The organism is Swingsia samuiensis (genome assembly GCF_006542355.1).
Classification (GTDB): Bacteria; Pseudomonadota; Alphaproteobacteria; order Acetobacterales; family Acetobacteraceae; genus Gluconobacter; species Gluconobacter samuiensis.
This window is the reverse complement of record NZ_CP038141.1, coordinates 1,931,750-1,947,500: the sequence shown is the minus strand read 5'-3', so window position 1 is coordinate 1,947,500 and position 15,751 is coordinate 1,931,750. Positions and strand designations below refer to the sequence as shown.

13 protein-coding genes are annotated in these 15,751 nt (G+C 42.3%); 6 read left to right on the top strand and 7 right to left on the bottom strand.

The window, feature by feature from the left end:
* Positions 1-75: 75 nt before the first annotated feature.
* Positions 76-411, bottom strand: a complete 336-nt coding sequence (locus E3D00_RS09225; protein ID WP_141461953.1) for a hypothetical protein — start codon at positions 409-411, stop codon at positions 76-78.
* Positions 412-601: 190 nt separating this feature from the next.
* On the opposite strand from E3D00_RS09225, the gene metH reads away from it, so the two are divergent.
* Both metH and E3D00_RS09215 read left to right on the top strand, forming a co-directional pair.
* Positions 602-4,108 carry a methionine synthase gene (gene metH, locus E3D00_RS09220; RefSeq protein ID WP_141461951.1) on the top strand — a complete coding sequence of 1,169 codons (3,507 nt, stop codon included), beginning with the start codon at positions 602-604 and terminating at the stop codon, positions 4,106-4,108.
* A gap of 13 nt (positions 4,109-4,121) precedes the next feature.
* Positions 4,122-4,364, top strand: a complete 243-nt coding sequence (locus E3D00_RS09215) for a hypothetical protein (RefSeq protein WP_141461949.1) — start codon at positions 4,122-4,124, stop codon at positions 4,362-4,364.
* Here the strand turns inward: E3D00_RS09215 and E3D00_RS09210 are convergent, their stop codons facing one another.
* Together E3D00_RS09210 and E3D00_RS09205 are read right to left on the bottom strand one after the other, a co-directional pair.
* Positions 4,365-5,204 carry an SDR family NAD(P)-dependent oxidoreductase gene (locus E3D00_RS09210; protein ID WP_141461947.1) on the bottom strand — a complete coding sequence of 280 codons (840 nt, stop codon included), beginning with the start codon at positions 5,202-5,204 and terminating at the stop codon, positions 4,365-4,367.
* Between the two features lie 141 nt (positions 5,205-5,345).
* A complete protein-coding gene (locus tag E3D00_RS09205) occupies positions 5,346-6,029 on the bottom strand; it encodes a YfdX family protein (RefSeq protein ID WP_141461945.1) in 684 nt (227 codons plus the stop codon).
* 247 nt (positions 6,030-6,276) lie between these two features.
* Here E3D00_RS09205 and E3D00_RS09200 point away from each other — a divergent pair, with 247 nt between their 5' ends.
* Positions 6,277-7,575, top strand: a complete 1,299-nt coding sequence (locus E3D00_RS09200; RefSeq protein ID WP_141461943.1) for an Nramp family divalent metal transporter — start codon at positions 6,277-6,279, stop codon at positions 7,573-7,575.
* A gap of 9 nt (positions 7,576-7,584) precedes the next feature.
* Here the strand turns inward: E3D00_RS09200 and E3D00_RS09195 are convergent, their stop codons facing one another.
* Positions 7,585-8,514, bottom strand: a complete 930-nt coding sequence (locus tag E3D00_RS09195; protein ID WP_246091422.1) for a glutaminase — start codon at positions 8,512-8,514, stop codon at positions 7,585-7,587.
* Between the two features lie 11 nt (positions 8,515-8,525).
* Positions 8,526-9,923, bottom strand: a complete 1,398-nt coding sequence (gene cysG / locus E3D00_RS09190; protein ID WP_246091421.1) for a siroheme synthase CysG — start codon at positions 9,921-9,923, stop codon at positions 8,526-8,528.
* A 539-nt stretch (positions 9,924-10,462) separates the two neighbouring features.
* Between cysG and E3D00_RS09185 the strand changes: the two genes are divergently transcribed.
* The 3 genes from E3D00_RS09185 (at position 10,463) to spt (ending at position 13,800) form a co-directional block, all read left to right on the top strand.
* The gene (locus E3D00_RS09185) at positions 10,463-12,241 is read left to right on the top strand and encodes a fatty acyl-AMP ligase (RefSeq protein WP_141461937.1); all 1,779 of its coding nucleotides are present in this window, start codon (positions 10,463-10,465) and stop codon (positions 12,239-12,241) included.
* Between the two features lie 117 nt (positions 12,242-12,358).
* The gene (locus tag E3D00_RS09180; RefSeq protein ID WP_141461935.1) at positions 12,359-12,613 is read left to right on the top strand and encodes an acyl carrier protein; all 255 of its coding nucleotides are present in this window, start codon (positions 12,359-12,361) and stop codon (positions 12,611-12,613) included.
* On the top strand, positions 12,610-13,800 hold the full coding sequence (gene spt / locus E3D00_RS09175) for a serine palmitoyltransferase (protein WP_141461933.1): 1,191 nt from the start codon (positions 12,610-12,612) through the stop codon (positions 13,798-13,800). The genes E3D00_RS09180 and spt overlap by 4 nt, the downstream gene beginning before the upstream one ends.
* 41 nt (positions 13,801-13,841) lie before the next feature.
* Here spt and E3D00_RS09170 read toward each other — a convergent pair whose 3' ends face one another.
* Together E3D00_RS09170 and E3D00_RS09165 are read right to left on the bottom strand one after the other, a co-directional pair.
* Positions 13,842-14,777 (bottom strand): hypothetical protein, encoded by a 936-nt coding sequence (locus E3D00_RS09170; RefSeq protein ID WP_141461931.1) that lies wholly within the window; start codon positions 14,775-14,777, stop codon positions 13,842-13,844.
* 6 nt (positions 14,778-14,783) lie between these two features.
* Positions 14,784-15,734, bottom strand: coding sequence for a diacylglycerol/lipid kinase family protein (locus E3D00_RS09165; protein ID WP_141461929.1), 951 nt, complete (start codon positions 15,732-15,734; stop codon positions 14,784-14,786).
* Between the last annotated feature and the right edge of the window lie 17 nt (positions 15,735-15,751).

Genomic DNA, 15,751 nt, shown 5'->3' with positions numbered 1-15,751 from the left:
AAGCCACCAAAGCTGCGTCAGTGATCCGCCTTATAAGCAACACTCACCTTCATGTCAACTAAAAATCAAAAAAAATTATAAAAAATTATATCGTGCAGAAACTAAAGGATCCTGCCTCAACTCTTCTTTAATTCCCTTGCTGTTCTCCCCCTCTACGAGAACATATTTAAATGCATTTCCCCTGCCTAAAACATGATCCAAATACAAATTAGACAAAAGAGTAACTAACTCTCCTCGCGAACAACAAGCACATGTTATCCCATGCTTTTTTTCCGCCTGTTGGGGAGATAAATACACCACCTTCGCCCAGTTCGAACTATTCAATTTTTCCGAGATAAGAACGGAATCTTGTCTAAGGTCTTCTGCCCATTCGTAACTGTCAGACAAAACGTATAGTGATAGCTGCGTCATAATTTATACTCACATGATTAATAAATGTTTTAAAAACCGTCAATTTTCATAACAAGATACATCCAAACCTGAACATTATCCTACAAGCTATCAATTTCAGATTTGCTACTCTGCTCCATCTATCGCTATATACGACATACTGAACACGTTGGCTTTTGCCGTCACCTTTAAATTATATAGAGTGCTTTCAATGTCTTCACGCCCCCACCTACTTGATGCGTTATCTGATCAGGTTTTGCTCTGCGATGGTGGGATGGGATCTCGTGTGCAAATGCTCGATCTTGACGTTGAAAAAGATTATTGGGGTCAGGAAAACTGTACAGAAATTCTTAGCCTATCACGCCCAGAACTTGTCCGCGAAATTCACCGTGGTTATTTCGAAGCCGGCGCAGATATGGTTGAAACCAATACATTCGGCGGTTCTATTATCACGTTATCTGAATTTGGTTTGCAAGACCGAACACGTGAAATCAATCGTGCCTCTGCAATTCTTGCCCGAGAAGCGGCTGAAACATTTTCTGATGATCGTCATCGTTATGTCATGGGATCAATAGGGCCAGGAACCAAGCTCCCTACCCTTGGAAATATAGATTACGATACTCTTGAAGCTGGAATTGCTGAGCAATGCCGCGGTTTAATCGATGGGGGAGTCGATGGTTTCCTCATAGAAACATGCCAAGATACTTTACAAATTAAAGCGGCGGTTAATGCTGCAAAAAAAGCTCGTAAAGAGCTGAATTCTACAGCGCCTATTTTTGTTCAAGTCACAGTTGAAACAACCGGAACCCTTTTGGTTGGACCAGACATTGCTGCTGCGGCCACAACTGTAAACGCCTTGGACGTTCCTTCCATCGGCCTCAACTGTGCGACTGGCCCTCAGGAGATGGCCGAACATATAAAATGGCTTTCAGAAAATTGGCCCGGCCTTCTCTCCATGCAACCCAATGCTGGCCTACCAGAACTGGTAAATGGACAAACTGTTTATCCTTTAAGCCCACAAGAAATGGCCACATGGATGGAACGTTTTGTTCGTGAAGACGGCCTCAATTTAATTGGAGGATGCTGTGGAACCTCCACCCCTCATACTCAGGCTCTTGATAGTATGCTTCGGCGGATTGGAAATGAAAAAATCCGTCCACGGCCTGTAAAAAGAAGCGCTATATGGATGCCCTCTGTATCCAGCCTATATACTCAAGTCCCATTACGACAAGAGAACAGCTATTTCTCAATCGGTGAACGCTGCAATGCAAACGGCTCTAAAAAATGGCGAGAACTCCAAGCCGCTGGAGATTGGGATGGGTGTGTCGCTATAGGACGAGAACAAACAGCTGAAGGCTCGAATGCTTTGGATGTTTGCACTGCTTTTGTTGGGCGTGACGAAAAAGCAGAAATGGATGAAGTTATCCAGCGCTTCACAGCAGCCGTAAACGCTCCGCTTGTTATTGATTCAACTGAAACACCTGTCATTGAATCGGCTCTTAAGCTTTATGGCGGAAAAGCCATCATCAACTCTATCAATTTTGAAGATGGAGAAGACCAAGCACACGACCGAATGAAATTAGCCCGTAAATTCGGTGCTGCCGTGATCGGTCTAACCATTGACGAAGTTGGAATGGCAAAAGAGCCAGAAGACAAACTCCGTATCGCTGAACGTTTAGTTGATTTTGCCTGCAATCAATACGGTCTGCCTCAATCTGACCTTATGATTGATCCTCTTACATTTACAATTGCAACGGGGGTAGAAGACGACCGCAAATTAGGTCTCTGGACCTTGGAGGGTATTCGTCTCATCCGTGAAAAATTTCCCGATATTCAAATTATTCTTGGCCTTTCCAATATTTCGTTTGGCTTAAACCCTGCGGCACGAGCTGTTCTTAATTCAGTCTTTCTGGATCACGCCATAAAAGCGGGTATGACTGGTGCCATCGTTCACGTTTCTAAAATTCGGCCTCTCCATTTAATTGACCCCAATGAAGTTAAGGTTGCAGAAGACCTAATTTTTGATCGCCGAGCAGAAGATTACGACCCTCTCCAAAAGCTATTAGAACTCTTTTCTGGACGTAAAGCCGCAGATGCCGTCAAAAAACGACGAGCAGAAACTCCTGCTGAGCGCTTGAAAGACCGTATTGTTGATGGTGACCGAAAAGGCATTGAAGAGGATCTCGAAGCGGCCATGCAAGAAATGGCGCCTATTGATATCATCAATACAGTTTTACTGGATGGTATGAAGGTCGTTGGAGAGTTATTTGGCTCTGGGAAAATGCAACTTCCCTTTGTTCTACAATCTGCTGAAACTATGAAAACAGCAGTCGCTTGGCTTGAGCCATACATGGAAAAAGTGGAAGGTCAGCACCGAGGAACCATGGTTCTTGCCACGGTAAAAGGCGATGTTCATGATATTGGAAAGAACTTAGTTGATATCATTTTGACGAATAATGGCTACCAAGTCATTAATCTGGGAATTAAAGTCCCTCTAGCTGATATGATTGCAGCTGCAAAAGAACATAAAGCAGATGCTATCGGGATGTCAGGCCTCCTCGTAAAATCGACCGTTATTATGCGAGAAAACCTAGAAGAAATGCACCGTCAAGGCATTACTACTCCCGTTATTCTAGGTGGTGCGGCTCTCACACGTAACTATGTAGAAGAAGAATGTGCTCTTTCCTACGGCGGAACTGAACCCGGTCGCGTTGCTTACGCTCGTGATGCCTTTGATGGTCTTTCGTTGATGGATAAAGTCGCTCAAAAAGAATTTGATCATTATTTAAATGCAATCCAAACACGACGCGCAGGAAAATCCAGTAGAAAAAATGCCCGCGCTCCTGAGACGGCTGAGACACGGGGCTTTACACCCGTTAATAAAGCAGAAGCTCATGCGCGTCGTGAACGTATCTCAGGTTCCTTACCTCTCATTGAACCACCTTTTTGGGGAAATCGTATCGTTGAGGCATCCGCAAATGCAGTTTTACCATTCCTAAACGAACGGTCTTTGTATCAATTCCAATGGGGTTTCCGAAAGCAAGGACGCTCGCTTGAGGAGTTTATGCAATACGCAAAAGTAGAGTTACGCCCTGTTCTCAAGCGTATGCTTGCTTTAAATGCTGAACAAAATATTTTAACTCCCCAAGCAAGTTATGGTTACTGGAAAGCCGCCGGGGAAGGTAATGATCTCATCCTGTTTGAAGAAGATGGACAGCGCGAAGTAGCTCGCTTCACTTTACCGCGTCAGCCTAAAGACGACGGCGAATGCATTGCTGACTTTGTCCGTGACGTAAATGACGAGCATCGAGATGTAGTTGGTTTACAAGTCGTTACGGTCGGTCAAAAAGCTTCCGACCTCGCGCGAGAATGGTTTGAGGAAAACCGTTACCAAGATTATCTCTATCTACACGGCCTCTCTGTCGAAATGGCAGAAGCAATGGCCGAATATACACATAAAAGAATTAGAGCCGAATTAGGTTTCGCAGCCGAAGACGATAAGGACATGGAAAAAATGTTAGCTCAATCCTATCGAGGATCCCGCTATTCATTTGGATACCCGGCTTGCCCACGGTTAGAAGACCAAGAACCGATCTTAAAGCTATTGAATGCTGATAAAATCGGTATTTCTCTTTCTGACGGTTTTCAGCTTCATCCAGAACAATCAACATCTGCTCTTGTGATACTCAATCCAAAAGCGAAATATTTTACAGTCTAAGAAAGATTGCGTTATGGCCCCTCTCCCCAAGACGACCCTCCTTTCTCAAATGCATGACATTAATGCAAACCGTACATTCTTAGCGAATGTAATCGGTTTCTTCTGTGTTTCTTGTGTGATCGGCCTTGCCAATATGTTCACGTCCACCTTACTCAAGGTGGACATGAATTGGCTTGTAAGGCCGTTAATTGCATTGGTTGCCGTTTACTTTTTTGTTCCATTCTTGTTCTTAAAACTAACCCCAAAACGAAAATGACTATTTTGCTCTTTTCTTTTGAAATTGAAGAAGCCCTCTTTTTCCAAAATACATTAAAATAGGAGAACTCAACCGTAGTAACCACGGCATCAGGAGGCAAGCGTGAGCGAAGAATCCATCTATTCTGGGCAAGAACAACTCTTTCCCTGATGTTCTAGACAATTTCATAATTAGTTTTGCTACATAATAAGGATCTGCTGGCTGGCTCACAAAATTCAAAATAGAACCACCATCTTCCATCTCTTTTTCTAACATCGGAGTATCAACTGCTCCTAGAAAAATGGAAGACACACCTATCCCTTTCTTCCGAACATCGAGCTGAAGTGCACGCGCAAAACCACGTAGCCCAAATTTAGAGGCTGTATAGATGCTACTCCCCTCTAATGGTAAAGCCCCTGCAACTGAATTAACAAAAACAATATGCGTTCCTTTTCGGAAAAAAGGATATAATTCTGTCGTTAATAATATTGGCGCATACAAATTAATCGTCAGTTGAGCCGTTACATTTTCTGACTGTATGGCGTCAATATTCTCTGGAGCAATGCAGCCTGCACAGTGAATGACTTTCTCAACTCTTCCACCCAAATCATGAACAGCACGACTGACTTTACCCAAGTCCAATTGCTGCGATAAATCACATTCGATATAAGTGATATTTTTATGCTCTTTCCCAAATATTTTATACGCTTTTTCAAGATTTCTTAATGGGAGAACAACATGGTACCCTTGTTTTAATAAAAAATGGGTTAATTCTTTTCCAATCCCTCCACTCGCGCCAGTTAAAAGAGCAATCGGTTGAGATAAAGTAGGCTCACCTGAAAAAGGTAGATTTTTATTCATTTTGACAACTTATATAATGAGATCTTCTTATATTGCATTAAAATACCCTTTTTTCTACACTTACTTAAGTTTTTTAATGTTTTGAAAAGAATAAAATGGCTATCTGCTGATAAAAAAGACACAGATAGCCATCTTTTATCTTTATTTAGATGGTGCTGATGTTCCAGCAGCAGGATCATTCTGAATGATACTATTCTCTGAAACAAAAACTAATGAATCTAAAATATCATCCAAAGCACTTAAAGCCTGTGTCGGCTGGCGCCCTTCTGTGAAGATATTTGCACGATTAAGGGCACCGATTGTTGGCTGTAATGGAGCAAGGGCTATAATGAAATCAGCATCCACCCCTACAACCTGCATCGTTTGTGCTGCCTGCTTACTATCTCCAGACTTTAATTGAGTATTCGCCGTTGCTACAGCTGCCTTTTTCTCTGGACTTAGAGATTCACTAACGATGAACTCTCCTCCTAGAGGAAGCCAATCCACAGTACCTTCTGTTGCTTTGTGGTTAGCATCAGCCTGATGCTGAGGAGCTGGCTGGAGTTGTGACTCAGCTGCTTTAAAGCGTTGGTCTGCTTTTTGAGCGGCAGCAAGGCGTTTTTGAGCATCATATAATAGAGGAACTGCCGGATCAGTTTTACCTGCCTGCAATAAATCATGAGCCTTTAAAATATCTGCAAAAGCTTTTTGCCCATCAACAGACAAATGATGGAATGCTCGATGAGCTTTAAAATTTTCCCATTCAGCATGTAGTTTTGAGCCGCTTGCCCAAGCTGGCGTAGAAAATGTAGTCGCAATTAATAGTGCTGCAAGTAGAGAACGCATAGAAACTCTCCTTAACTCATTAAAAATAATAAGATAATACCATTGATCTTTTCGGTTTTATCTTTCCTGAAAACATATCTTCAATGCGTATCTTTCGTAAGGCTATTTATATATTATTTCTTAAAAACATCTTATTTTTATTCAATTTTTTGTTATCTTGTAACTTCTGCAAAAATATAAAAACTTTTCTTCCTCCTTTTTTTAACATAAATTATTATATCAATCTGAAGGCCATGAAATAAATTCGATGTCACAAAACAAAAGTTTATCTGAAGTTTTTTCAAGTATACGCCTACCAGAAAAAAATACAGTTTGGTTTAAACGATTTTTAGCGTTTGTTGGTCCCGGATACATGATATCGGTTGGCTATATGGACCCAGGAAACTGGGAAACAGATATCCAAGGCGGAGCTCAATACGGCTATACTTTGCTATGCAGTATTATTCTCTCAAATTTAATTGCTATCCTCCTACAAGCTTTAGCAGCCCGCTTAGGGATTGCGACAGGAAAAGACTTAGCTCAAGCTTGTAAAGCTTACTTTCCTCCTTTTATTAATATTCCTCTTTGGTTTGCATGTGAAATTGCCATTATCGCCTGTGACCTTGCTGAAGTTATAGGCACAGCAGTGGCATTACAGCTTTTATTTGGTTTCCCCTTAATAATGGGCGCCTTAATATCTGCTTTTGATGCCATTCTTGTTTTACTTCTTATGGGAAAAGGATTCAGATACTTAGAGTCTTTTGTGATTAGCCTCATAAGTATTATTGCTGTTTGTTTTTTCATTCAGCTTATTGCGGCTTCTCCTCCACTACCATCTATCTTCCAGAATATTCTTCCGTCTGCTCAGGTTATTAAAAACCCCGGCATGCTCTACATTGCCATTGGCATAATTGGCGCGACCGTTATGCCGCATAATCTCTATTTACATTCCTCCATCGTGCAAACACGCGCTTATGAACGCTCTGTTGAAGGAAAAACAGAAGCTATAAAATGGGCGACCTTGGATAGTTCTATAGCTCTTATGTTTGCTCTTTTTATCAACGCTGCCATACTCATCGTATCGGCCGCAGCTTTTCATACGACAGGCCACAAAGATGTATCTGAAATTAGCGAAGCATACCGTTTGCTCTCTCCAGCCCTTGGAATAAGCGCAGCCTCTACATTATTTGCTGTTGCTTTATTAGCTGCTGGAACAAACTCTACGGTAACAGGCACTCTCGCTGGTCAAATTATTATGGAGGGTTTCTTAAACTTAAAAATTCCTAGCTGGGCAAGACGATTAATCACCCGAAGTCTAGCCATTATTCCTGTAATTTTTGTTATACTCCTCTATGGAGAGCAAAAAATTGACTCTCTGTTAATGCTCAGTCAAATCATTCTCTCTTTCCAGCTGCCATTTGCCATTATCCCTCTTGTTCTATTTTCTTCAAAAACAAATATTATGAAAGAATTTGTAATACCAAAACCCATAGCCTTTCTTTCATGGGCTGTTTCTATATTTATTATTATACTCAATATTAAGCTCATCATTGATAGTTTTACATAAACATATGTTTTAATATCGGAATACACTCCACCCCGTCTTTTGAACCAAGCGTTCTAAGGATTTTGTTCCCAATAATGAATTTCCTTTTTCATTTAACCCGGGCGACCATACCGCAATTGACGCTACCCCCGGAACAATAGCCAGAATACCTCCCCCTACCCCCGACTTTCCGGGAAGACCAACGCGAACGGCAAAAGCCCCAGACCCATCATAATGACCACACATCATCATTAGTGCGAGTGTTGTTTGCGTGTGTCTTGTCGACAAAACACGTTTACCATTTCGAGGGTTTATTCCGGCGGACATAAGAAATGCGCCTGCTTCAGCTAATTGCTGACAATTCATCGATAAAGCGCATTGCCTAAAATAAAACCCCAATGTCTCATCAACGGAATTATGAATATTATCAAAATTTTTCATGTAATTCGTTAATGCCCGGTTTCTAAACCCTGTCTCATCCTCTTCTTGCGCTAACTCATAATCAATAAACATTCCATCAATGTTAGACACCAATGGGTTCAACAACTGTAAAAGAGCACCTTGCGCTCCTTGAAACCCATATTTTGAAACCAAAATATCAGAAACAACAATCGCACCCGCATTAATAAACGGATTCCGAGGAATGCCATGCTCACTTTCTAACTGAATGATTGAGTTAAACGGACTTCCTGAAGGTTCTTGCCGAACACGCTCCCATAAATCATCTCCCTCTAAGTCAAGGGCCAAACTCAAGCCAAAAACCTTCGATACACTTTGTATCGAGAATTGCTTATGGGAATCTCCAGAGGCATACATTTTGCCATCTCGATCAACGATTGCCATTCCCCAATGATGCAAGTCTACTTGCGCTAAAGAAGGAATGTAACTTGCGGTTTTCCCTCGGTCTTTCTCACCCTGCATCTCATACGAAATTTCAGAAATAATTTGTGCCAAAGACACGATATAATCCTTTAAAGAGAAACGACCCTATGGCCCACAACTTTTCCAACGATAATTAACGCTGGGGATTTAACATCCAACTCTCGTACCTTTTGAGCGATATCACCTAACGTTCCAACCACCACGCGTTGTGTTGTCTGCGTGCCGCGCTCAACAACCGCTACAGGCCAATCTGAAGGCAAACCATGCTCTTTCAACCCTTCCATCAACAAAGGAAGAGTGGATATTCCCATATAAATAACGACCGTCTGGCGCCGGTCAGCCATATCAGACCATGGCAGATCCAACTGACCATCTGCCCGTGCATGCCCCGTCACAAACAAACAGGCTTGAGCACAATCACGATGGGTTAATGGGATTCCGGCATACGCAGCACAACCACTCGCCGCGGTAATTCCTGGAACAACTTTAAATGCAACACCGGCCTGCATAAGAGATTCAACTTCTTCTCCTCCTCGACCGAAAATAAAAGGATCTCCCCCTTTTAGTCTTAATACTCTTTGCCCTGCTCGTGCATGCTTTATAATCTCTTCATTAATAAGATCTTGAGGCATCGCATGCCGGTCTTTTTGTTTCCCAACAAAAATCAGCTCCGCATCCCGCCTCACACGCTCTAACAGAACCTTGGGAAGAAGATTATCATACAAAACAACATCTGCATTTTGCATGCAGTGCAAGGCCTTTAACGTTAATAAATCCGGATCCCCAGGCCCGGCCCCCACGATCCACACCTCACCATTTTTTGCATAACCATCCAATAAATTATCTAAAATCTGATCTGCTTTTTCTGCATCCCCTGATCGAGCATACTCCGCACCACGACCATCCAGAAAATCTTCCCATATGCGCTTACGGTTTTGTACATCCGGATACCGGGTTGACACTTTCATCCGCCGGGAACGCATATAAGAAGCCAAACTCCCAGTCCCTTCTGGAAGCCAGCCTTCTATTTCCTCTCTTAAACGTCGTGCTAAAACAGGAGCTCCGCCTGCTGTTGATATAGCAATTCTAACAGAACCACGCCTCACTTGTGCAGGCGTTATAAAACTCGATGGAGCCGGGTCATCAACAGCACAAACTGGAACCCTTAATTCATCCGCTAAGCGCGCAACAACACGATTAACCGCTCGATCATCCGTCGCAGCATAAACCAATCGACAACCGGGAATGATCTCTTTTAAAATATCTTCTTTTACACTCTGACCAATATAATCAACAACCCCAAGGTCAACCCATCCTTGAATAATCGCATTTAAATGTTCTGCAACAACTTCAATTTTAGCCCCATGATCTAAAAGCAATCGCCCTTTATTAACAGCAACCTCACCTCCTCCAACCAGCAACACGCGCTCGTTTTTCAAACGAAGTGATATAGGGAACCAACCCTGCTCAGCATCAGATAAGGCCATTTCATAATCCATATAGTTTTCTCAGCAGATGCCTTTTAAAAGTATGTCAAACAGCTTGCCCTTTAACGGCAAGCACACTGGAAATAAATCTTTCTCAAACCCAACCATGATAAAACATAAAAAACCAATTCGAATCGCACTCCACAATTGAGGTCTTCTCCACCTCTGATTGTTCGCTAACAGACAAAACCTTGTCTTTGTGTTGTATATATTCCACACTCATTTGCGCAACCCAACCTACTCCCTTCAGAATTTATATTTAAAATCATTCCTGTTTTTTAGCGAAATACCATATAATTTGAGCGACCAAGCTAAAATGGAAAACCACCCTTTCCCCTTGTAAGAATGAGGCTTAATTTATATAGAAGTTACAGATTGTTATAAACTCAACATTATCACACTTGAGAAAACTTCCTAAACTGTATTAAAACGCCCTCAACTTTGGGTGAAGCACTCGTAGGCATCTGTAGAGATGCCGTTTTGTTTTTCTGCAAAGGATTGTCTTAATTCCTGATGATCCAAACGGAGCTAGTCTAGGTTTGACCGAGGACAACCAGAAACCAACCGACCACCTTGTTCCAACGCCTAGCCGTTCAGGTCTAACGCGACGATATGGTGATTTTTCCAGCTTTTCCGCTGCGCTTGATTACGCAGCACAAGGGGAAAGCGGATTTAATATCTATTCCGGCCGAGGCAAGCTCTTAGAGGCTTTGCCTTATCGTCTGTTACGTGAGCAAGCTATATCAACAGCAAAACGTCTCCTTGGTTCAGGCTTGAACGTTGGAGATCGTGTAGCAATTATTGCCGAGAGTGATGGCGATTTTGCTCGTATATTCTTCGGTTGTCAGTACGCTGGCCTTGTTCCGGCTCCTCTTCCATTACCTGTCGCTTTTGGTGGAAAAGAAAACTACGTCGCTACCCTACGTGGTATGATTAAAAGTGCTCAAGCACGTGCTGTCATTGTTCCAGATGTTATTCAAAGCTGGACGGATGACATTATTAAAGACCTTGATCTTGCTTTTGGTGGTTCACCAGCACTTTTATCTGAAAAACCCATTATAGACATTCAACTCCCTGATATAAAATCTGATGATTTGTCTTACCTCCAGTTTTCATCAGGCAGTACACGCTTTCCTGTCGGGGTCGCCGTTACACAAGAAGCAGGGCTTGCCAACGCTAAAGCCATTGCAAAAGACGGGTTAAAGGTTTTCCCATCTGAAGATACACGTGATGATCGTTGTGTCTCTTGGCTTCCTCTCTATCATGATATGGGGCTAGTTGGGTTTTTCTTAACCCCTCTCACATGCCAACTTAGCGTTGACCTTCTTCCAACACGCGAGTTTGCTCGTCGTCCACATGTTTGGCTGGATCTCATATCGCGCAACCGAGGAACGATCTCTTATAGCCCTTCTTTTGGTTATGAGTTATGCGCTCGTCGCAACGCCCCTCCAGAGATTGATCTATCAAGTTGGCGTATCGCTGGAATCGGTGGTGATATGATCCGCCATCATATTTTAGAGGGTTTTGCTGAGCGCTTTGCCCCTAACCATTTTGATCAGCGCGCGTTTGTTGCAAGCTATGGAATGGCTGAAGCAACATTAGCAATTAGCTTTGCTCCTTTAAATGAAGGCATACAAACAGATACCATTGATTTACGCACTCTTGAACATGATGGGTTAGCACAAAAATCGGATGATCAATCTCAGGCTTTACGGACCTTTGTTCTATGCGGAACTGTTTTGCCAGATCATCAAATTGAAGTGCGCAACCCAGAAGGCGCAGTTTTATCCGACCGTCATCTTGGAAGAGTATTTGTTAAAGGCCCTAGCCTTATGAAAGGCTATTTCAAACGCCAAGATGAAACCGACGCCGTCCTCGATCAGCATGGTTGGCTAGATACGGGTGATCTTGGTTACTTCCTCAATGGGCAGATTGTTATTACAGGGCGCGCTAAAGATCTTATCATTGTTAATGGGCGCAATATTTGGCCGCAAGACCTTGAGTGGTCGGCTGAAAGTGAAATCACTAGCCTTCGCTCGAATGATGTTGCTGTATTCTCTTTAGAAACACAAACAGGCGAAAACATCGTTGCTCTTGTTCAATGTCGAGCAACAGAAGAAGATAGCCGTAAGCAATTACAGGATGATATAGCCAGTTTATTTAGGCGTCAGCATGGTGTGGACGTTCGAGTGATTCTGGTTCCTCCCAAAACCCTACCTCAAACCTCCTCTGGAAAACTAACACGAGCTAAAGCAAAAGCCATGTTACTCTCTGGAGAATTTGATGTGTCTGACAATGCCGATTTGTCTGTAGCATAACGACTTTTTTTTCTTATCACTCTGTTCTATTCTCTTCACAGAATAGAACAGAGTGAAGGCATGATACGCTCTGCGTATTTAAGGCCTTAAAATTCAAATTAACTGAGAGTGAAACGCATGTCTGATAATGTCGCCGATATTTCAAATATGATCATCGAGAAGCTTCTTGCGAACCCAAAGGTGCCTCGGGACATTAATGGCGACAGTAAAATAGTCGAAGACCTTGCGTTCGATAGTTTAGCCGTCATGAACTTTGTGATGGAAATTGAAGATGAATTGGACGTCTCTGTTCCTTTAGACAAACTCGCAGATATTAGAACGATCAATGATTTGACGTTATGCCTTCATTCCCTAAAAGCAGAACAGTCATGAATAATATTTTTGCGAAACACGAAGCTCTCCAAAAAGCTTATAAAAATCTCATCACTCTCTCTCCTCGTGACCCTTTTCATGTCGTTATTGAAAGACCCCTTTCTGCGACTGTTGGAATAATTGAAGGAAGAGAAACCCTTCTCTTTGGGACCAATAACTACCTCGGTTTAAGCCAGTCTCAAAAAGCAGCCCAAGCTGCGATTGAAACAGCGCAAACTATGGGCGTTGGCACGACTGGTTCCCGCATTGCAAACGGGACATTCGGCCTTCATCAAACTTTAGAAAAAAAATTAGCTGCTTTTTTCCGCCGCAAACACTGCATGATATTTTCAACAGGATATCAAGCTAATTTAGGAACCATCTCTGCGCTCGTAAATAAAGATGATGTTCTTTTGCTTGATGCAGATAGTCACGCAAGTATTTACGATGGAGCTAAACTCTCAGGTGCGCAGGTTATCCGCTTTCGACATAATGATCCGGCGGATCTTGAAAAAAGGCTTGCACGCTTAAAAAACCATACCGGTGCTAAACTCATTATTGCTGAGGGCATTTATTCCATGACTGGAAATATTGCTCCTCTAAAAGAGTTTGTCGACATCAAAAAACGTCATGGTGCCTATCTCATGGCTGATGAGGCACACTCATTTGGTGTCCTTGGAGAGCATGGCCGTGGTGTGGCTGAACTTCAAAATTGTGAAGATGACATCGATTTTATCGTCGGTACATTTTCTAAATCTCTTGGTACCGTTGGCGGGTATTGCATATCAGATAATGATGGCATCAACCTGATGCGTCTCGCTTCGCGTCCATATATGTTTACAGCTTCCCTTCCTCCTGAAATTATTGCAGCGACCCTTGCTGCCTTAGAAGACTTGGAAGCACATCCAGAACTTCGGGTTAAATTACAGAAAAATGCGGCTCAACTACACGCGGGCTTGCAAGATATCGGGTTGAACACAGGAAGCCATATATCTCCAGTTATTGCGGTAACGCTTGATAATATTGCGCAAGCCTTAACATTCTGGAATGCACTTTTAGAGAGCGGCCTGTACGTTAACCTTTCACTACCACCAGCAACCCCTGATGAGCGACCACTATTGCGTTGTTCGGTCATGGCAGCACACTCACCACAAGAAATAGATAAAGCAATTTCAATATTTAAATCTGTTTATAATATGTTCAAATAAACAGCCCCTAAAGCTCGGCTCTTTAATTAAAGGCCGGGCTTTTATTTTGCCTTCCGTAAAGAATACATACGCCATAATAAAAAAGGCAGCATAATCAGAGGATGTTTTGCTTCAAAAGAAGATAGTTTTAGATCTATCCCTGCGTGCCTCTTTATTTTCCACGCCAAATAATCTCCGCCTCCTTCAAACGTAAATGATGCTTTGATGAGACGCGCTATATTTCGTGTTTTTCCTGTTCTTCTTATCAATCCCCATCGTTTATAAGCACGCTCTATCAAACTCTTTGGTATCAACGGCTGCAAATAATCCTTTTGTTGAGCATAGTTTAAATGGGCCCGCTTCCACCCCAAGAGCAGCAATTTAGAAAACCGTTCTTCTTTATCTTTTATTAAACTGTTACCACGCCCTTTTTGCTCTACCCTAACTTCAGATTCATATGTGTGGGCAAACAGATTTTGCCAGTATTGAATCGCAGTCATACCGGAAGAACCCAATAATGCGGCCCAGCATGAAGCGGTGGTAACGGACTGAATAATTAAATTTAAAATAATATCTGCCGCGGATGCGTCACGCACCCAAACCAACCTTACAGGCTGACAAAAACGTGCCCATAAAGTTGAGTCCAAACTTGAAAGGCTATTTCTTTTCTTGAATTGCTCTGCAGAAATAACTGCAATTTTAGCTCTCCAAAGAATACCATCATCGGCTTTAAATTCAGCATAATTTACATTAGGTGGTAAAAGAACATTCCCTACTCGTGCAAATGTATTGCCTTTAAAATCATTGTTACTCTCCGTAATGATATAAAAATCCAAGATCCCTTCAGGATCTGCTTTTCTTAAAACAGAGCCGTAAAATAAAACTCCTAAAGGCATCTTTGGAAAAGAATTGATTAAAGATGCTGCGAACTCTACGACCTCACTTCTAACAGATGTCGTCAATTCACTAATTAATATGTCTTCAATCAATTCAGTCATATAAAATCACGCATGTAAAAAACGAAAAGCTGGAGCACGCTCTAACCGCAAACGCTTTGTCTCAGGTGGAGCAAAAACCTCTCCATCCAATATAAATTCACTATCTGTCTCAATCATAATATCGTCAGCACGACCACTCAAATAGTCAGGATGTAGCCGCAACCAACGAGGCGCTCTTCCACGCAGCAGAGCACTCGTCGCGCGCATCAAGTTTTGTGGATATGCACTAACATCCAAATATCTTAGCCCTTTAATGTTCGGTTCTGCATCCCAAAAAGGCCATATCCCTTGAGACAAACGTGATAAGCCTGTCACAAGAAACATAAAACTGTTGCCATCATACAGTTGACCATCAATCTCCACCTTTAGTGGATTTCCCTTCAACCATTTATAACGGCTTTTCTCAAACATCAGACTTGTAATAGAACTTGCCAATGTAAAACCAACAGCCAAATCATGAGGTGCAAACTTTAAAACATTGGGGGAATGCGCAATCTGAACCGCTCGTGCATACCCGGCACACCCTCCAAAAAGACCTAAAACAGGCGCTCTATTGGTATCAGGCCATGACAATTTTATGGGGGTGCGAATGCTGGATCTTATCATGTCACGCTTCTGCAAACGACGAATCGCCTCCATCCCACGCACACCAAAGCCAACATCTCCAGCAATTAAATTGGTATTCCCCGAGGCCAGAACTGCGATATCTGGCAATGCATTGGAAGGATAAATACGTTCAATCGCTGTTAACACCGTGCTAACAGTTCCATCCCCACCATCAATAGCAATTGTTTTAATGCCACGTTCATATAAAAGCTGAACGCGTTTTGTCATACATTCGCGACTATCAGATAAAACAAAATTATCTTTTAAAATACGCGCAGCTTCTTTCGAAAAAGCTTCTCCATTACGACGGTTTTTACGGCTTCTAAAATTATGAATCAGAGCAAAAGACACTATAAAAAAAATCTTTA